This is a genomic window from Streptomyces sp. NPDC058335, from assembly GCF_042723915.1.
Taxonomy (GTDB): Bacteria; Actinomycetota; Actinomycetes; order Streptomycetales; family Streptomycetaceae; genus Streptomyces.
In genome coordinates this window covers 1-18,443 of record NZ_JBHXHX010000021.1, presented here as the reverse complement: position 1 = coordinate 18,443, position 18,443 = coordinate 1, and the positions used below count along the sequence as shown (strand labels likewise).

Genomic DNA, 18,443 nt, shown 5'->3' with positions numbered 1-18,443 from the left:
AGGCCCAGGCTGCGCCCGATCCTGGGGCCGGATCCGGGTCCCTGTCCTGGCCCCGGGCCGGGTCCGGGGCCGTTCGTCCTCTGTCTCACGACATACCGCCTCTCGTGGGGCCGGGCTCGGGCCATCGCCGGGTCCGGGTGATGAGTTCAGCAAGCAACCGGGTACGGGGGACCATGCGCGCGACGTCGACGTACTCGGTGTCGGCGTGGGCGCCACCGCCCACCGCGCCCAGGCCGTCCAGTGTCGGACAGCCCACGGCCGCGGTGTAGTTGCCGTCCGAGGCGCCGCCGACGGCGACCCCCCGCAGCGGCTCCTGGCCCAGCTCCGCGGCGAGCCGGGAGGCCAGGGCGAACAGTTCGGCGGAGGACTCCGGTTCCATGGGCGGCCGTTGCCTGCCGCCCTGTACTTCCAGCCGGGCTCCGGGTGTGCGGGCGGTGAGGCCTCTCATACGTCCGTCGATCCAGTCCTGCGCCGCCGCGGTCGGCGCGCGCACATCCACCGACACCCGCGCCGTCGCGGGCACCGTGTTGCGCGTGCTGCCCGCCGACAGCAGGGTGGGCGTGACGGTCGCGGCTCCCAGGGCGGGGTGCGCGGGACCACCGGCATCGGCGGCACCCCCGGCGGTCATCGTCGCCCCGAGTCCCGCGATGGACAGCACCTGATGAGCGGCCTCGACGGTGGCATTGACGCCCTTGTGGGGTTCCAGACCCGCGTGCGCGGCTCTGCCGTGCACCACCACCTCGTACCGCGACGTGCCCTTGCGGGCCGTTTTCAACGCCCCCGCCTCGTCCGCGGACGCCTCCAGCACGAAGGCCGCGGCGTACCGCCGCGCGGTGTCCTCGATCAGTTGCCGGGAGGTCGGGGAGCCGACCTCCTCGTCCCCGGTGACCAGGACGCCCACACCGTCCGGGGTCGGCAGCGAGGCCAGCGCGTGGAACAACTGCACCAGCCCTGCCTTCATGTCCAGGACCCCGGGACCGCGTGCCATCCCGCCGGCCACCGACCACGGGTGGGTCCGCAGCGAGCCCATCGGCCACACCGTGTCGTGGTGTCCCACCAGCAGCACCCGCGGAGCGCCGAAGGCCCACCGCAGATGGGTCACTCCCTCGATCACGATCGTCTCCGGCTCCACCCTCAGCAGCCTCGTGCCGAGGGCGGCCACCACCCCCGCGCTGCGCGCCACCGCGCCGTGGTCGGCCGAGAAGGACTCGCAGCGCACGAGTTCCTCCAGATCGGCCAGCATCGTCGTCAACAACGCGGGTTCCTTCCCTATATGACGGACCATCACCGCGGCGCCGCCCGGTCCCCCTGCCGGGCGGCGCCCGTGCCAACGACGTTAGAAGCGTGCCAGGCATTCCACCAGCGACTAGATTGCATGGGACCAATGAGTCGCAGGAATGGGTGGAGGACCGTGTTCGAGATCGACGCGCTGCGGTTGCTCGTGGCCGTGGCCGAGACCGGGTCGTTCACAGGAGCGGCGGCCCGGCTCAGCTACACGCAGTCCGCGGTGTCCCGGCGGATCGCCACGCTGGAGCAGCAGGCGGGCGGCGCGCTCTTCGAACGGCTCCCGCGGGGCGTACGGCCCACTCCGGCAGGCCGTGCGCTGCACCGGCACGCCGTGGAGGTCCTCGAACGGCTGTCACGGGCCGAGCACGAACTGGCCGTACTGCACGCGGGACATGGCGGGTTGCTGCACGTGGGCGCGTTCGCCACCGCCAACATCTCGCTGCTGCCCACCGCGCTACGGGCGCTCCACGAGGTCAGGCCGGACGTCGAGGTCGTCGCCGTCGAAGGCCCGACCGACACCCTGCTGCGGCGCCTCGCGGACGCGACCCTGGACATCGCCGTCGTCAGCGACTACCCCTCCGGGCTGCCGCAGGCCGACGGCGTGACGACGACCGTCCTGTGCCAGGACGAACTGCTCGTCGCCCTCCCCCGCGCACACCGCCTCGCGGGAGCGGAGACGGTCGACCTGCGCGATCTCCGCGACGAGGCCTGGCTCCAGAGCGCCTACGGCGACCGCCCCACCATGCTCGCCGACGCCTGCGCACGAGCGGGCTTCACCCCCCGGAAGATCATCCGAATCGCGGAGTGGGCAGGCAAGTTCGGCTACGCCACCGCCGGCCTGGGCGTCGCACTGGTCCCCTCACTCGCCGCTCGGGCGGTCCCCGACGAACTCGTCCTGCGCCACCTCTCGGACCCCGCCCTCCGCCGGACCGTCCACGTCGCCCTGCCCCCCGCCCCGCTCCCGGCAGCCCTGAAACTTCGCGAACTGCTCCACGCCGCCACACCCACGTGACGGGCAGCCGCCCGAGCCTGAACACACCCACAGAACATCCAGGACCACCGAGGGGCCGCCCCCTACTCGTGCGGTCAGCCGGTCAAGGGCTGCCACCGGTGTTCCCTCGCGGGGTCGATGCTGCTGAGCCGCACGAGCGTCCCGTCGATCAGACCGGGCCTGTCCCGCGTGGCCAGGGCCGGGCTGTCGAGCATGTCGGCGGCCTCTTCCAAGTAGGTGATCGTTGAACACCGCTCCGACTGGGCTCGCGGTACGTGGCGGGGAAGTTCGGGACGCCGACAGCGAAGTGCGGTCGTGACCGCGGCGTATCGGCCTTGTACGCGACAGAACCGGTTGCCGACCCGCCGAGCCTGCCCATGCCGTGGCCCGTCAGGCAGGTGATCGGTCCAGGACGACGTGCCGGTGTTGCCAGGCCCAGGCCGGCCGTCTCACTCGGGGAGCGGGAGGCGGCACGTCTCCCCCGGCTGGACGCTCACGGACCGGTCGGCGAGCTTGACGTCGATGGGCGAGCGGTCCGACGGGGGTACCTCGATCTCCAGTTGCCCGTGGCGCAGGCGCAGCCGTACGCCCCAGTGGCCCTGGTAGCGGAGGGCGAACCCGTACGAGGACAGTCCCGGCAGCGGGACCGGGTCGAGCCACAGGGCTCCCTCGCGGGTCTCCAGTCCGGGCAGCCCGCGCTGCACCAGGTCGAGGGTGCCGGCCATGGCGCCCAGGTGGATCCCCTCGCCGGTCGTGCCGCCCTGGATGTCGGCGATGTCGCCGCGCAGGGCCTCCTGGCAGAACGTCCACGCCTCGGCGCGCCGGGCCCTGGCCAGGATCCAGCCGTGGACCAGGCCGCTGAGTGTGGAGCCGTGGCTGGTGCGTCCCAGGTAGTAGTCGACGGTGCGCAGCCAGGTGTCGTCGTCCAGGCGGTGTCCCAGCCGGTGGAACAGCGCCCGGAGTTCCGCGGGCGAGAAAAGGTAGCCGAGCATCAGCACGTCGGCCTGCTTGGACGCCTGGTATCGGTTGACGGTGTCGCCCTCGGCCTCCAGGATCCGGTCCAGGCGCCGGATGTCGTCGTACCGCTTCCGGTAGTTCTCCCAGTCGAGTTCGGCGAGATCGCCGTAGCCCTCGAACTGGCTGATGACGCCGTCGTGGAAGGGCACGTACAGCGTGCGTGAGACGTTCTCCCACTGCTCCAGTTCGCCGCCGTCCAGCCCGGTGCGTTCCGCCAGTTCGCGTCGGCGCGGTTCGGGCAGGGTCCGCAGCACCTCCAGGGTGCGGGTGAGCACCCAGGCGGCCGTGACATTGGTGTACGCGTTGTCGTCGAGGCCGGGATCGGGGGTGTCCGGGTACGCGTCGTGATACTCGTCGGGCCCCATGACACCGAGGATGCGGTGCCGTCCCAGGCTCTCGTCCCAGGTGGCCGAGTCCGCCCAGAACCGGGCGATCTGGAGGAGCATCTCGGCGCCCGCGGTGTGCAGGAACTCGGCGTCCCCACTGGCCTCGCAGTACTGCCACACGTTGTACGCGATCGCCGAGCCGACGTGGTACTGGAGCCGGGAGTAGTCGGGCAGCCAGCGCCCGGAGCGTGGGTTGAGGTGCAGTCGCTGGGTCTCCTCGCGTCCGTCGCTGCCGCTCTGCCAGGGGTAGCGCGCACCGCGCCGGCCGATCGCGCGCGCCGCCGAACGGGCCTGCTCCAGGCGGCGGTGGCGGTAGCCGAGCAGGGCGCGGGACACCTCGGGGAAGTGGAGATTGAGGTAGGGCAGGACGAACAGCTCGTCCCAGAACACGTGCCCACGGTACGCCTCACCGTGCAGCCCCCGGGCCGGGACGCCGACGTCCAGATCGGCGGTGTGCGGCGACAGGGTCTGGAGCACATGGAAGAGGTGCAGCCGCAGGATGGCTCCCGGCTCCCCGGGCACGTCGATGTCGGCCCGGCGCCACAGCTGGTCCCAGGCCGTCAGGTGTGCCTCGAGCAGCTCGTCGAACGCGGGGGCCTCGCGGACGCGCTCGACCGCCGCCTGCAAGGGGTCGCTGATCGCGCGGTCGTGGGAGGTGTGCAGGGCGACGGTCTTGTCTACGGTGACGGTCCGCCCGGCGGCCAGGTGCAGACTCATTTCCTGTACGGCGCGCTGCTGCTCGGGCCGCGCGGCGACCGGGACGTCTCCCGAGGTCAGGCGGGCAGCCATGCCGATGCGGATGTCGGAGGTGCGGGTACGGCAGCGCAGCCACACCGTGTCGGGCGCGGTGGTGCCGGACTGCACATGGGTGAGGTGGCGGCCGTCGAGGTCCCGGTACCGGGCCACGCCGGCGTTGGTGACGCCACCGTCGAGGGCGGCCTCGGCCTTCAGAGCGGCGGAGTCGCCCTCCAGAGTGAACTCGGTACGCAGGGCGGCCAGGTGAGGGTCCGCCATGTGCACGAGCCGCTGCTGCCGGACCGCCAGGACGCGGCCGGCACCCAGCCCGTACCGCGTCGACCGCTCCAGCAGCCCCGAGGCGAGGCGCAGCACGATGCGGTGTTCGAGCACCGTCGCCGTGTCCGGGGTGAGCCACTCCCCTCCGTCGAGCCGGAATCGCAGCGGCAGCCAGTTGGGGAGGTTGACCAGGTCCTCGTTCTCGACGAGGCGTCCCGCGACCTCGGAGGTCAGCCGGTTGTAGCAGCCCGCCGCATACGTGCCCGGGTAGTGCACGCCGTCCGCGACGCACTCCGGGAAGGCGCCACGGGTGGCGAAGTAGCCGTTGCCCAGTGTGCACAGCGACTCCCTGAGCGGCTCCTGACCGGGGTCGTACCCCTCGTACTCCCAGATCCGGTCCGGCACGGCGGCGCCCTCGTCTTCGAACGCCCGTCCGAGCGTGTCATGGGTGTCGGGCGCGCCGCCCACCGGTCCTGCCGCGGTGCCTGACCGATGGGACGGACCCGTCCAGTCCGGGAACGGTGCCACGGCCTGCCCCCTCTCCTTCCACGTTCCGGCTGAGCGGGCCCTCACACCGGCTGCGTACCACCCCGCCACCGGGCACGGTGCAAGGGCTTGTGGCTGACCCGGCCGAGGTGCGGACCCAGGTCGCCCACGCTGCGCCGGTCCCCACGATCACACGTCGGCGCGACGAAGCGATCGACGAGTACCTTGGCGGCCGGTCCTTCAACCGTCGTCCGGCACACCCGGACCGCCGGCTGCTGAGGCATCGCCTCGCGCAGGAGGTCGCCCGGGGGGGAGGTGCGCTCCTCGTGACGGAGGGGCCGATCCTCCGGGCGGCGCCGCACGGCCGGCCCTCCCGTGCGCGGGGCAGCTGCGCCGGGCGCGTACTACGTCCAGGGCGCCGCACCCCGTGCCTCGACCTCTCGGAGGGCTGGGCCCACCGCTCCCCGCCATCGGATTTGCCCCGAAGTAACTTCACGGCGAGTGGCAGAAGATGGGGCAGCCCCACGCCCCGTCCGATCAGCAGGCGAACGTCTCGACGGTCAGCTCGCCGACCGGCCGCCGCCGCAGGGCGTACACAGCGGTAACGAGACTCGTCGCCTCGGCCGACGGGGCCGGCCAGCGGACGCCTTCGAGTTCTTCGAGGGGGCGGCCACGCTCCAGGGGGCGTGTCACCAGGCGATTGTCCTACGTCGGGATCCCGGGCCCAGGCCTGATGGGCGGACGGCATCAAGGCCGTCCAAGCCCACCCCCGCCGGGGACCTGCGGCCTCCGCGCCGGACGCGGTGCGGGCTCGGCGGCACCGCGTGCGCGACCGGGCCGACGTCAGCCGAGCCTGGGGCGGCCGGGTCGGCGCAGCCTCGAAGAGGTCTGTCGAGGGTCTTCGGGCGGGCACCGTGCACCGTTCCGCCGGCTCGACGACGGCCGCGGCCGAGGGCCGGTACTACGGCAGCAGTTCTGAGACCCGCTGCCGGTTCCACGCCACCTCCCGCTGCGACCACTACTTGCTGACGGCGAAGCGCATCAGAGCGTGTTCGTCACCCTGCTTGATCTTCCCTGTCACATTGATCACTTCGAGCTTCCAGCTCTCGCCCACGCGAACTGCCTTGGCCACGGCGCAGCCGTTGTCCTGAGTGAGGAGGCTGGGCCAGATGTCGGCGACCTGCTGAGAGCTGCCTCCGGATGCGTCGTACACCTTGAAACTGATGTTGCGGGCCTTCTGGAAGGAACTTCCCTTCTTGAAGGCGGCAGCGACGAAAACGATCGACGTGACATTGCGCGGGATTCCCGCGAATTCGACCGTCACCGTCTCGTCGTCGCCGTCCCCGCGCCCGGTCTGGTTGTCACCGCTGTGAACCAAGGCACGGTTGCCCAAGGGATCCAGCGAGTCGAGACCCGCCAGGCGCACCGGGTCCCCGCCCTGCATCGCGACCGCGATCAGATCGAGGTCGGTGCCCGCCTTCCGGCGGAGAACGCCCATGACGCCGCCGCTGGTGCCGGCGGTGGGGTCCCAGGACACTCCTATGGACAGGTGGGTCACTCCGTCGAGATCTGCCGGGCCGTCTTCTTTTGTCAGCGTCAGCATGCGTGGATCATCCTTTTGGCAGAAGGGACTACTACACGCCAGAGTCTGCCTGGTCGTGCGGCGGTTCCAGAACACGGGTGCCGATCCGCACGTATGAACCGTCTGTCACACGCTGTTGCACAAGGAGCGGCGGTTCCACGCCGGTCGTCGAGAAGGCGTCTTCTCGTCGCTCGCTTTCCTCACCCCGACGGGCACGAGCGCTCAGCGGTCCGTCGCGGGGAGTTGGGCGAGGCCGGTGTCGAGCATGACGCGGTCGACCGTCTCGTGCAGGGCGCTGTCGGCGCCGATGACGGTCTCGGTGCCGCCGGGCAGCAGGTCGCGGGGCCGGTACCAGTCGCGCAGTTGGGCCTCGTCGACGTCGTCGGCGATCGGTTTGGTGGCGTGCCGGGTGAGGGTTTCGGTGAACGGCACGTCCAGGTAGTAGCCGTGCGTCGGGCCGCGGTGGTCGGCACGCAGTCGGGCGAGCATGTCGCCGTAGTGGTCGGCGTAGAGGATGCCCTCGACGACGACGTGGTAGCCGGCGTCGAGGGCGTAGCGGGCCGTCAGGTCGATCAGGCCGATGTTCGCCGCTCCCGGCCGGTCGCGCTCGCGGAGCACGATGCGGCGGAGGTTGTCCTGGCCGACCAGGGCCAGGCCTCGGCCGAACCTGTCACGCAGTCCGGCCGCGACGGACGACTTCCCCGACGCGCTGTTGCCCCGCAGGACCACGAGCCGGGTTTCTTCGGTCCCCACCATCATGGCCTCACGCTATCGCCGGTGTGGTGGTGGCAGGGCCGTCGGATCCCTCGCGGCGCAGGCCAGGGACACGCCGTGCGTCCCCGCCGAGGACGGGCAACCGTGCCAGCTCGGGCGTGATCCTGGCCCGGCGCGTCGCCAGGAACTCGCGGATCTCTTTTCGCCGGTCCGTTCGTCGAGGCTACGTCCGGTCACGAGAAGGCTGGGAGGCCCTGCCAGCACCCGGGCCGTCAGGCTCTCCCTCACGGGCTGTCGGGGCTGCCGCCGGCGAGGAGACTCCCCGGCCGGCGGACCCTGACCGTCGGCTCGCTCAGCCCAGTTCCGTCTCCAGCCATCGCAGTACGTCGGGCGTCACCGGGTCGGTGATGTCGGCGAACTCGTCATGCCTCTTCAGGAACTTGGCCACGTAGGGGCAGACCGGCACGATCCGCTTCCCGGCCTGGAGTACGTCGACGAGGGCCTGCTGGACCAACTGGGCGGCCAGGCCCTGCCCGGCGTAGGCGTCGTCGACCTCCGTGTGGAAGAAGACCCTCTGCTCGCCACGGTCGCGGTACGCGGTCAGCCCGGCGCGGCGGCCGTCGACCAGGATGTCGTACCGGTGGCCGAAATCGACCCGCTGGACGACCGGAGCGGCGGAGGACCGGCTCATGGCATGCCTTTCGGAGGGAGGGTCAGCTACGCGGAGGGTTCCGGCGCGGTGTGAGGACGGCGTTCGGCAGGGCCGGTGCGGGAAGGCGCTTGCCCGGATACGCCTCGACGTGGCCGAAGCGGTCGGAGGAGGCTTCCCAGTCCGCTCGGGCGCGGACGATGTCCTCATGGCTGCGGCCGATGAAGTTCCACCACATGATGATCTCCTCCTCGAACGGAGGGCCGCCCAGCAGAACGGTCCGGGCCGGACCCTCCGACTCGTTCACCAGCGTCAGGGCCCCTGCCCCGGTCGGCACGTAACCCAGCTCGGCCGGGCGCAGCACGGTGCCGGCCAGGCGGATGTCTCCGCTGTCGACGAGGAGGCCGTGCTCGAAGGCGGTGTCCACGGTGAGAGTGACCGTCGCACCCGGTTCGAGGACGATCTCGGCGCCGAGGAGGGGCGTGAAGGTCCGCACCGGTGACACGGTTCCGGCGAGCGCGCCCAGGAAGACCCTGATCTCGGCCCCGTCGACCCGTACGGGCGCGGGTACGTGGTGCTGAAAGGCGCGCTCGGCGCTCCGGTGTTCCTCGGGCAGCGCGACCCACAGCTGGACGCCGTGGAGAACGGTGGTGCCCGGGGTGGAGACCTCCGAGTGGGCGATGCCGTATCCGCCCGTCATGAGGTTCATCTCGCCGGGCCGGATGACCGCATGGGTGCCCAGGCTGTCGCGGTGCTCGATCTCCCCGCTGAACAGCCAGCTCACTGTCTGGAGGCCGGTGTGCGGATGCGGTGCGACGTCCATGCCGTGCCTCGCGGGCACATCCACCGGGCCGTAGTGATCGGCGAAGCACCATGCTCCGATCAGGGAACGGGTCCGCTGGGGCAGCGTTCGCCGCACGTGCATCGCCCGGGGTCCGCCGAGTGGCACGTCCCGGGCGGCCAGCACATCGACCGCGGGCGCCGCCTCGGTGGACGGCCCGCCGTCGGCCTGGGCACCACACCTCAGCTCCGCGGGTTCGGTTTCCACATTGCTCACCGGGACCACCTCCTACACGTTCTCGTTGTCACATCAACTGTCATGTCACGAGTGTCGGGCGCCGACTTCGCACGCCACCGCACATCACGGTGCCGACTTCGCACGCCACCGCACATCACGGACTCCGGCCACCTGAATCAGGACGCGTCCTCGTCCGACTTGCCGACCACTCGTTCGGAGATCCTTGCGAGTGTGCGCGGCTCCGCCGGCGTGACGTGATCGAGGAACAGTCCGCGGACCGCCTCCGCATGGAGCGGCGCGGGCCCCTCGATCGCGTCGCGGCGCGTTCGTGATCACCACGAACGCGCCGCGCCCGTCCTCGACGCACTCGTCCCGTACCACCGGTCCGCGCTTCGCCATCCGGGCGATGTGGTGGGACATCCGGTTCTTCTCCCACTCCATCGACCGGGCGATGTCGAGGAACCGCTGCCGCCCCTCGGGTACGTCCGTGAGCTGGACCAGGACCGCGAAATCGGCGGCCGACAGTTTGGACTCCGCCTGCAGCATGCGAGCGAGCCGGCCTCCGAGCCTCTCCCGCAACCGCGCGAAGGCTCGCCACGCGCGCTGCTCTTCCGGAGTCAGCCATCGCACCGTCTCGGCCATGAGGAGAGTGTAAACGTAGTTGACAGTTCATCGACCTGCACCCGCGCCACGTCGACGGTCGAGACGTCGGCAACCGGTCGACCGAGCGGGACCCGGCGCACTCAGATTCCGCCCATCGCATCGAGTCGGGTACGAAGGGTAGCCGCGATCTGTTCGGCGGCGGCGAGCTGGTCCCGCGTGAGGGGATCGACGAACAGCTCCCGCACCGCACGCAGATGGGGCAGGGAGGCACCCCGGAACGCCTCCGCCCCCTCGGGCGTGAGCACGACTTCGGCGCCCCGGCTGTCCGTCGGGCACTCTTCGCGCCGGATCAGCCCTCGCCGCTCCATGCGCCCGATCTGGTGCGAGAGGCGGCTGCGCTGCCAGCCGATGCGGGCCGCCAGTGCGGAGGGGCGCAGCCTGTTCCCGTCCGCTTCCCGCAGCCCGAGAAGTACGGCGTAGTCGCCCGGCGACAAGGAGGAATCAGTCTGCAGACGTGACGCGAGTTCGGAGCGGAGCGCCTCCGTCGTCTCGATGAAGTCGCGCCAGATCAGCAGCTCCTCACTACTGGGGAACAGCTTGCGTCGCTGTGTCATGGTCGCGACTCCTTGTTGTTGACACATCAATCATAAAGAAGGATGCTTGATGCGTCAACCAGTCGGCTGTCGGCTGGCCACCCGCCCCCTAACGGCCGACCGTGCGGGCGCGGCAACAGCTCACGAAGGAGCCCTCCATGTCTGATCTCGTCTTCGGCCTGGACACGTTCGGCGACGTACCGCAGGACGACGCCGGTAACCCCGTCTCCGACGCGAGGGCCGTCCGGCAGGTCGTCGAGGAGGCCGTTCTCGCGGAACAGACCGGCGTCGACGTGATCGCCCTGGGGGAGCACCACCGCCCGGAGTTCGCGATCTCGACTCCGGAGACCGTGCTCGCCGGTATCGCCACCCGCACCAGCCGTATCCGGCTCTCCTCCGGCGTGACCGTCCTCAGTTCCGACGATCCCGTCCGCGTGTTCCAGCGGTTCTCGACGGTGGACGCACTGTCGAACGGCCGGGCCGAGGTCATCCTCGGGCGCGGTTCCTTCACCGAGTCGTTCCCCCTCTTCGGATACGACATGAGCGACTACGACGTGCTGTTCGAGGAGAAGATCGAGCTCTTCGCCAGGCTGCTGGAGGAGAAGCCCGTCACCTGGAGCGGCACCATGCGCGCCCCGCTGGACCACGCCGACGTCTTTCCCAAGACCGAGTCCGGACACCTGAGCACCTGGGTCGGTGTGGGCGGATCGCCGCAGTCGGTCATCCGCACCGCCCAGTACGGATTCCCGCTCATGATCGCCATCATCGGTGGCACCCCGGAACGCTTCGCGCCCTACATCGACCTGTACCGGCGCGCCACCGACAAGTTCGGCACGACCGCCCACCCGGTCGGCATGCACTCCCCCGGCTTCGTCGCCGACACCGACGAGGAGGCCCGCGAGCTGCACTGGCCGCACTACAAGGTCATCCGCGACCGCATCGGCGCACAGCGCGGCTGGCAGCCGATCCGTCGGGAGGAGTACGACAGCGAGATCGAGCACGGTTCCCTCTACATCGGCTCCCCCGAGACGGTCGCCCGCAAGATGGCCCGCGCCATCACGGAACTCGGCGTCGGCCGGTTCGACCTCATCTACACCACCGGAGCCCAGCCGATCAGCGCCCGACTGCGCGCCGTCGAGCTGTACGGCACCAAGGTGATCCCCATGGTCCGCGACCTCCTCGCGGACTGACCTGCACCATGAACGGAAACGACATGAGCCCCTCGGGCGTAGCCACGATCGGCATCCTCGGTGCGGGGAAGGTCGGCACGGTGCTCGCACGACTCGCCCTGGCGGCCGGCTACCGCGTCCTCATCGCCGGATCGGGCGACCCCGACAAGATCGCCCTCACCATCGAAGTCCTCACTCCGGGCGCCGTCCCGGTCACCGCGGCGGAGGCGGCGGCTCGGGCGGACATGGTCGTCCTGGCCCTCCCGCTCGGCAAGTACCGCAGCGTCCCCGTCGAGGCGTTGCGCGGGAAGCTCGTCGTCGACGCGATGAACTACTGGTGGGAGGTCGACGGCATCCGTGAGGACCTCACCGACCAGCACTCGTCGTCGAGCGAGATGGTGCAGGAATTCCTGTCCTCAGCCCGCGTGGTCAAGGCCTTCAACCACATGGGCTACCACGACCTCGAGGACGAGACCCGGCCCGCGGGAACACCCGGACGCAAGGCGATCGCACTCGCCGGTGACCATCCCGACGACCTCGCCACCGTCGCGCGCCTCGTCGACGATCTCGGCTTCGACGCCGTCAGCGCGGGGCCGCTGGCCGCAGGCGTACGGCTGGAACCGGGCACCGAACCGTTCGGCGCCAACGTCGACGCCGAGCAACTGCGCGCCATGCTCGACCGCTTCCCCGCATCGGAACGCGGACGTGCTGTCGCCGCCGCGCGTACCCCCGCCGGGGCACCGGCCACGCCCCGCGACGAAGTGGCAGGTGGCTGACAGGCGCGGTCCTGCCGGCGGCCACGGTGCTCACCGCCCCAGCCGCGGGTGCATCAGCGTTCCCACGCTCGTGGTGGACGGCCTGATCGCCCTGTCCGTCCCGGTCCGCCGGTCGCCGACCGGCTCGGCTTCGACCTCGGTGTCGAGCTGACCCAACTCATGGTCGTCGCCCTGCTCATGCCGTCACCACTCGTCCTCCGCCACACCCGGATTACCCGGCGGTCCGCCTCACCGCCGCCGGAGTCGGCATCGTGCGAGCCGCGGCCCGGCTCGCCGAACGCACCACCTCTGGGCCCGGCCAACCCGCTCGACCCCCGTCGCCGACCTGCTCGTCGCCCAGCCGCTCGCCGTCGCCGCACGTCTCGCGGCCGTCGCCGTGGCGGGCTGGGCGCGCTGCCCGGCCTGCGCACGCGCGGGCCCGACCGAGGGGCCGTGAATCGTAGGGTGCGACGGCTGTCGGCGCCGCGCCGACCCCGCCGCGGCAGCGGCCGAGGCGACGCTCGGTGGGCAAATCCTCGTGGGGACCGACGCGTTGGCGCAGTATCTATCGGGTACGCGTACGGCCCCTGCCGCGCAGGAGCCAACCCGACATCAGCAGAGAGGCCACCATGCCCGCCGAACTGTCCGACAGCCTCAAGGCACTCCTCGACTCCCCCGTCTTCATCACCGTGGCCACCCTCCAGCCCGACGGCAGCCCGCAGGTGTCCCCGGTGTGGGTGAAGCGGGACGGCGACGACGTGCTGTTCTCCACGACCGTCGACCGCCAGAAGCACAAGAACCTCACGCGTGACCCCCGGGTCACCTTCGTCGTGCAGCCGGCCGACTCGCCGTACATGTACGCCGAGGTCCGCGGCACCGCTGAGATGAGCACAGAGAACGCCCGTGAACTGATCGACGAGCTGTCGCTCAAGTACACCGGCAAACGGTACGCGGACTTCAACCCGGCCTCGGTCAACGACGCCGACCGCGTGATCGTGAGGATCAAGCCGCACAAGGTGGTCGGCGCCTTCTGACGGACCGCCGGGCGGGGCGGACCTGATCACTCGCGACAGCGAGCCCTTAGCAACCGCCGGGGCGGCCCAAGCATCATGCGGGGGCCGCCCTTTGTCGCGCCGCAGCCGACGGCCTCGCCCGCGCTGTCCTTCGCTCAGCACCCGGATGACGCCGCGCCTGGCCCTGGATTCTCAGGACGGTTCAGTTGCCCCCGTGGCGAACTGGGCGCAGATGTACGAATGCTGGTCCAGGTCGATCGCGTACCGAAGCTTCTGGAACGGGTGGAACGCGAGGACGACGCCGAAGGCTGGCTCGAGTTGGGGCACCGGCTGGTCCCGAAGCATGCCCTGCTGTCACCCGCGAGCTTCGCCGCCCTGCCACGTCTGGTCCGTCTCGCATCAGGCAGCGCACAAGCCCGGGGCCTCGCCGGCGAGATCGGCGAACGCGCGGCAGGGCACCACGGCCGCGACGACCTGCCGGCGGGAGTGCGCCGACGCGATCGCGGAATGTGCGTGCGCTGTCGGGCCTGCGCCTGCGGTCGCGGCCGACGGACCACCTCGCGGCATGCCACGCGCTGCTCGCGGCCCGGCGGGAATTTCACCAGGCGGCCGTCCTGGTGGATTTCACGGACGACATCCGTCCCGTGACCTGCCCGCACTGCGCCGAGGAGGTGACCCTCGCCATCGGCGACCACGGGCGGCATGCGGCGATCCGGGACTGGCACCGGGGAGACCTCGGCGGACACGACATACGGCCCGCGTCCGCCGAGGAACTCTCGGGCGTCGGCCGATGGAAGCATGAAATCACTGTCCGCGACGGGGAATTGGCGTCGCCGACAGCATCGCCCACCTCTTCGGCCAGGCCGAGTGCCCGCTCGTGGCAGCGTCTTCGGTGCTGCGGAGACATACGCGTCCGCCAACCACCCGTGGTGACTGGCAGGGCTCTCGGCGCGTGGCGGCGGCGAACCGCCGCACGCTGTCCGCATGCGGCGGCTCGTGGCGTCCGGAGGCCGACCGCAGCCAGGCCCGGCGCGGGGCTACGCCTGACCGCGGTCGGCGTCGGGTCACCACTGGGCGACGAGCGGCGCGTCCGGTTCGTGCCGCCGCCAGGATCGGGTGAGGCGGACGAGGCGAGCGGGTGCGGCGATGCCGCGCACGGTGGCGATCTTGCCGTCGGCGATGTCGAACGTCACCGCCCCGACGACCTGGTCGCCGACCACGAAGAGGATGGCGGGGGCACCGTTGACCAGCGCGTAGTGGACGGCGGACGTGCCGCCGGCAAGCCGCCGCTTCGCGGGTGTGGGTTTGAGGCCGGCCCGTGCGACGGCGGCGACGCGCTGCGGAGTGTCGTACCGCAGCAGCCTCTCGGTCAGGCCGGCGCCGTCGGAGATCGCGGTCGCGTCGTCGGTGAGCAGCGCCACCAGCCGTTCGGTGCGGCCCGAGGAGGCAGCGGCGAGGAACTCCTCGACGATCCTGCGGGCGGATGCCGGGTCGGCCTCGCCGCCGCCGCGGCGCGCCGCGGTGATGCGGCGCCGGGCCCGGTGGAGGTGCTGCTGGCTTGCGGACTCGGTGATGTCGAGGGTCTCGGCGATCTCGGCGTGGCTGTGGGAGAACGCCTCACGCAGGAGGTAGACGGCCCGCTCGAGGGGCGACAGGCGCTCCATGAGCGTGAGCACGGCCAAGGAGACCGATTCGCGCTGCTCAAAACTGTCGGCCGGGCCGAGCATCGGGTCACCGTCGAGGAGCGGTTCGGGCAGCCAGGCGCCGACGGTGCGTTCACGACGGGCTCGTGCCGAGCGGAGCCGGTCGAGACACAGGTTGGTGACGACCTTGGTCAGCCATGCTTCCGGCACCTTGATCCGCTGCCGGTCGGCGGCCTGCCAGTGCAGGAACGCATCCTGCACGGCGTCTTCGGCGTCCGCGGCGGAGCCCAGCAGCCGGTAGGCCAGCGAGGCCAGCCGGCTCCGGCTGGCCTCGAACCGACTGGTGTCGAAGCGATCAGTGGCGGTGCTGTCCACGCGGGCCACCTAGGCGGCGACGCGGTTCTCGGCGGACGCATCCGGCGCGGCGGACAGGCGGCGCCTGACCTTCGGCATGCCGAAGGTCGGATGCAGGATGGCCCACAGAGAGACCTTGAGGATGCCGGCCTTGACCCTCGCGGCCTTGCGGCCGCCCACATACTTCGGCTTCGCCTGCGCTTCGTCGTCGACCATCTGCAGGATCCCGTCCCGCCGCCCGAGACTGATGTGGTTGCCCAAGTAGGCGAGCTTGATGTTCGCGATCTTGCGGCCGGTCAGGCGTCCCACTACCGCATCCACGGCCTGCCGGCCGGTGTAGCCGGCCGAACCGCAGGACATCGGCAGCGGCCGGCCGTTGTCGCCGATGGCGTGGACGCTGTCGCCGACGGCGTAGACGTTCGGGTGTGAGACCGACCGCATGGTGCGATCGACGACGATCTGACCCTTCTCGGTGGTCTCCAGCCCGCCGGCGGCGGCGATGGAGCTGACCGCGAACCCGGCCGTCCACACGGTGGCGTCGGACGCCAGGGCGGTGCCGTCGGCGCACAGCACCCGCGTCGCTTCGACGGCCTCGACGCTGGTGTGCTCCAGGACGGTGATGCCCAACCGGTCGCACGTCCGGCGCAGGTGGCTACGGGCCCCGACGGACAGCCGGGCGCCCAGCTCGCCGCGAGCGACCAGCGTCACCGACAGACCGGGCCGGGATTCGGCGATCTCGGTGGCGGTCTCGATGCCGGTCAGCCCGTCGCCGACGACCACCACCCTCCCGCCTCCGCCCCGCCTGCCCAGGCCGTCCAGGCACTCGCGCAGGCGCAGCGCCGAGGGCCGGCCGGCCACGTCGAAGGCGTGCTCGGCCACGCCGGGGACGCCGTGGTCGGCGACGTGGCTGCCGAGCGCGTAGACAAGCGTGTCGTAGCGCAGCTCGCCGCCGCCGTCGGCATCCGCCACCGCGACGACCTGACGCTCGGGGTCGACGGTGGTGACACGGGCCAGGCGCAGCCGTACCCCCGTGCCCGCGAAGACTTCGGCCAGCTTCGGAGCCTCGATCTCCTGGCCGGCCGCGAGCCGGTGCAGCTGCAGCCGCTGGACGAAGTCCGGTGCGGCGTTGACGACGGTGATCTCGGTGTCCGCCGGGGCCAGTCGGCGGGCCAGGTTCCCGGCCACGTAGGCCCCGGCATAGCCGGCGCCGAGGACGACGATGCGGTGCTTCATGCGTTGCTCCTGTCGGTTCGCTCGCTCCCGATGCTTGAGCGGAACAGCGCCCCGATTACTGACAGGAACTGCATGTGTCCTGCGTCACAGAGCAAATGGAGGGGAGCGCCGCCGCGGTGAGGGCCGGCGCCCGGCCGCAACGCGGCGCCGATCCGCGCCCTCGCCACCGCGGCGGCTGCGGCTGCGGCTGCGGCTGCGGCTGCGGCTGCGGCTGCGGAGGACGCCCACGACACCGGAACACTCCACCAGCGACTCACCGGGCCACAGTGCCGAAAGCCTCTTGCCATACCCGACATGCCTCCGGGTATATGTATGGACTTTCACCCATACCGGCGCCCGGAAGAGCAAAGGAGGACATCGTGAACGCCTTGGTGTGGCTGATCATCCCGCTTGTCGCCGGGATCGGCGCGAGTGTCTGGGGCTGGTGCCAGAGCCGACCCCACCGCCCTGACGTGTGGACCGATGTGGACCGCTACGACCGGCTCCGGGCCGCGTTCACCCGCACGGAGTCCTGACACGCCCGCAGCGACGCCCTTGGCCTCTCTCGGCCCGTCTGATCGGGTTCATGAAACCTTTCAAGAAGGACGAACCGGGATCTCTTGACAAGGCAAGGGCGTGGATTTTATCCAGACTCGTAGAGAACGTTTACCCATAGCCGCGGGTGGCAACGCGATGGAGCGGCGCAGGCGCCCGTGCGGCCGGTCGCCGGACGGCGCCGGGTGGTCGCTCCTTCGTGGCCACCGCGATCTGCCACGGGTCCGGGACGCGGACGGAGGAGAGGATCATGACACGGGCAGTGGGAATCGACCTCGGCACGACGAACTCGGTGGTGTGTGTGCTGGAGGGCGGCGAGCCCACGGTCGTCACCAACACCGAGGGAGCACGCACCACGCCGTCGGTCGTCGCCTTCTCCAAGAACGGCGAAGTACTGGTGGGCGAAGTGGCCAAGCGCCAGGCGGTCACCAACGTGGAGCGCACCGTGCGCTCGGTCAAACGCCATATGGGCGAGGCGCGGTGGCGGTTCCCGGACAGCGGCAGCATCGACGGCAAGCGGTACACGGCGCAGGAGATCTCCGCTCGCGTGTTGCAGAAGCTGAAGCGCGACGCGGAGTCGTATCTCGGTGAGGACGTCACGGAGGCCGTCGTCACGGTCCCGGCGTACTTCAACGACTCCCAGCGCACCGCCACGAAGGAGGCCGGGGAGATCGCCGGGCTGAAGGTGCTGCGGATCATCAACGAGCCCACCTCCGCCGCCCTGGCCTACGGCCTGGACAAGGAGAACGACCAGACGGTTCTCGTCTTCGACCTCGGTGGCGGCACTTTCGACGTGTCGCTGCTGGAGATCGGCGAGGGGGTGGTCGAGGTCAAGGCCACCAACGGTGACACGCACCTGGGCGGCGACGACTGGGACCAGCGGATCGTCGACCACCTCGCCCAGCAGTTCAAGAACAACTACGGCGTCGACCTGACCAAGGACAAGATGGCCGTGCAGCGGCTGCGTGAGGCCGCCGAGCGGGCCAAGATCGAGCTGTCCTCGTCCACCGAGACGACGATCAACCTGCCGTACGTCACCGCCTCCGCCGAGGGCCCGCTGCACCTGGAGGAGAAGCTCACGCGTGCCCAGTTCCAGCAGCTGACCGCGGACCTGCTGGAGCGCTGCAAGGGCCCCTTCCACCAGGCGGTCAAGGACGCCGGGATCAGGATTTCCGACATCGACCACGTCATCCTGGTCGGCGGCTCGACGAGGATGCCGGCGGTGACCGAACTGGTGCGGGAGCTGACCGGCAAGGACCCGCACAAGGGGGTGAACCCGGACGAGGTCGTCGCCATCGGCGCCGCGTTCCAGGCCGGTGTCCTCAAGGGTGAGGTCAAGGACGTCCTGCTCCTCGACGTCACCCCGCTGTCCCTCGGTATCGAGACCAAGGGCGGCATCATG

General features: G+C 70.8%; 17 protein-coding genes and 2 pseudogenes. 6 read left to right on the top strand and 13 right to left on the bottom strand.

Annotation, left to right across the window (positions count from 1 at the left end; translation table 11 throughout):
• Positions 1-85: 85 nt before the first annotated feature.
• Positions 86-1,243 carry a M20 family metallopeptidase gene (locus ACFWJX_RS32535; protein ID WP_383250024.1) on the bottom strand — a complete coding sequence of 386 codons (1,158 nt, stop codon included), beginning with the start codon at positions 1,241-1,243 and terminating at the stop codon, positions 86-88.
• A gap of 168 nt (positions 1,244-1,411) precedes the next feature.
• Between ACFWJX_RS32535 and ACFWJX_RS32530 the strand changes: the two genes are divergently transcribed.
• The gene (locus ACFWJX_RS32530; RefSeq protein WP_383249912.1) at positions 1,412-2,299 is read left to right on the top strand and encodes a LysR family transcriptional regulator; all 888 of its coding nucleotides are present in this window, start codon (positions 1,412-1,414) and stop codon (positions 2,297-2,299) included.
• Between the two features lie 74 nt (positions 2,300-2,373).
• Here the strand turns inward: ACFWJX_RS32530 and ACFWJX_RS32525 are convergent, their stop codons facing one another.
• The 10 genes and pseudogenes from ACFWJX_RS32525 to ACFWJX_RS32480 all read right to left on the bottom strand — a co-directional run bounded on the left by ACFWJX_RS32525 (position 2,374) and on the right by ACFWJX_RS32480 (position 10,361).
• Complete coding sequence (locus ACFWJX_RS32525; protein WP_383249911.1) at positions 2,374-2,511, bottom strand: hypothetical protein; 138 nt, start codon at positions 2,509-2,511, stop codon at positions 2,374-2,376.
• Positions 2,512-2,727: 216 nt separating this feature from the next.
• A complete protein-coding gene (locus ACFWJX_RS32520; protein ID WP_383250023.1) occupies positions 2,728-5,100 on the bottom strand; it encodes a glycoside hydrolase family 65 protein in 2,373 nt (790 codons plus the stop codon).
• 618 nt (positions 5,101-5,718) lie between these two features.
• Positions 5,719-5,874, bottom strand: a complete 156-nt coding sequence (locus ACFWJX_RS32515) for a hypothetical protein (RefSeq protein ID WP_383249910.1) — start codon at positions 5,872-5,874, stop codon at positions 5,719-5,721.
• 325 nt (positions 5,875-6,199) lie between these two features.
• Positions 6,200-6,784, bottom strand: a complete 585-nt coding sequence (locus tag ACFWJX_RS32510; protein WP_383249909.1) for a TerD family protein — start codon at positions 6,782-6,784, stop codon at positions 6,200-6,202.
• A 201-nt stretch (positions 6,785-6,985) separates the two neighbouring features.
• The gene (locus ACFWJX_RS32505; protein WP_383250022.1) at positions 6,986-7,519 is read right to left on the bottom strand and encodes an AAA family ATPase; all 534 of its coding nucleotides are present in this window, start codon (positions 7,517-7,519) and stop codon (positions 6,986-6,988) included.
• Positions 7,520-7,568: 49 nt separating this feature from the next.
• Positions 7,569-7,673: pseudogene (locus ACFWJX_RS32500) on the bottom strand (transcriptional regulator); the annotation flags it as partial.
• A 156-nt stretch (positions 7,674-7,829) separates the two neighbouring features.
• Positions 7,830-8,168: a GNAT family N-acetyltransferase gene (locus ACFWJX_RS32495; RefSeq protein WP_383249908.1), complete on the bottom strand. Its 339-nt coding sequence runs from the start codon at positions 8,166-8,168 to the stop codon at positions 7,830-7,832.
• 22 nt (positions 8,169-8,190) lie between these two features.
• On the bottom strand, positions 8,191-9,183 hold the full coding sequence (locus tag ACFWJX_RS32490) for a pirin family protein (protein WP_383249907.1): 993 nt from the start codon (positions 9,181-9,183) through the stop codon (positions 8,191-8,193).
• 137 nt (positions 9,184-9,320) lie between these two features.
• Positions 9,321-9,786: pseudogene (locus tag ACFWJX_RS32485) on the bottom strand (MarR family winged helix-turn-helix transcriptional regulator).
• 101 nt (positions 9,787-9,887) lie between these two features.
• Positions 9,888-10,361 (bottom strand): MarR family winged helix-turn-helix transcriptional regulator, encoded by a 474-nt coding sequence (locus tag ACFWJX_RS32480; RefSeq protein WP_383249906.1) that lies wholly within the window; start codon positions 10,359-10,361, stop codon positions 9,888-9,890.
• A gap of 137 nt (positions 10,362-10,498) precedes the next feature.
• On the opposite strand from ACFWJX_RS32480, the gene ACFWJX_RS32475 reads away from it, so the two are divergent.
• From ACFWJX_RS32475 to ACFWJX_RS32465, 3 genes are all read left to right on the top strand, one after another.
• Positions 10,499-11,530 carry an LLM class flavin-dependent oxidoreductase gene (locus ACFWJX_RS32475; RefSeq protein WP_383249905.1) on the top strand — a complete coding sequence of 344 codons (1,032 nt, stop codon included), beginning with the start codon at positions 10,499-10,501 and terminating at the stop codon, positions 11,528-11,530.
• Between the two features lie 8 nt (positions 11,531-11,538).
• A complete protein-coding gene (locus ACFWJX_RS32470; protein ID WP_383249904.1) occupies positions 11,539-12,285 on the top strand; it encodes an NADPH-dependent F420 reductase in 747 nt (248 codons plus the stop codon).
• Positions 12,286-12,893: 608 nt separating this feature from the next.
• Positions 12,894-13,298, top strand: a complete 405-nt coding sequence (locus tag ACFWJX_RS32465) for a PPOX class F420-dependent oxidoreductase (protein ID WP_383249903.1) — start codon at positions 12,894-12,896, stop codon at positions 13,296-13,298.
• 1,043 nt (positions 13,299-14,341) lie between these two features.
• Here the strand turns inward: ACFWJX_RS32465 and ACFWJX_RS32460 are convergent.
• On the bottom strand, positions 14,342-15,295 hold the full coding sequence (locus ACFWJX_RS32460) for a sigma-70 family RNA polymerase sigma factor (RefSeq protein ID WP_383249902.1): 954 nt from the start codon (positions 15,293-15,295) through the stop codon (positions 14,342-14,344).
• A gap of 9 nt (positions 15,296-15,304) precedes the next feature.
• Entirely contained in the window at positions 15,305-16,507 is a 1,203-nt protein-coding gene (locus tag ACFWJX_RS32455; RefSeq protein ID WP_383249901.1) for an NAD(P)/FAD-dependent oxidoreductase, read from the bottom strand.
• A gap of 359 nt (positions 16,508-16,866) precedes the next feature.
• On the opposite strand from ACFWJX_RS32455, the gene ACFWJX_RS32450 reads away from it, so the two are divergent.
• Complete coding sequence (locus tag ACFWJX_RS32450) at positions 16,867-17,022, top strand: hypothetical protein (RefSeq protein WP_383249900.1); 156 nt, start codon at positions 16,867-16,869, stop codon at positions 17,020-17,022.
• 269 nt (positions 17,023-17,291) lie between these two features.
• Positions 17,292-18,443: molecular chaperone DnaK (gene dnaK, locus ACFWJX_RS32445; protein WP_383249899.1), on the top strand; the 1,152-nt coding region annotated here is incomplete at its 3' end.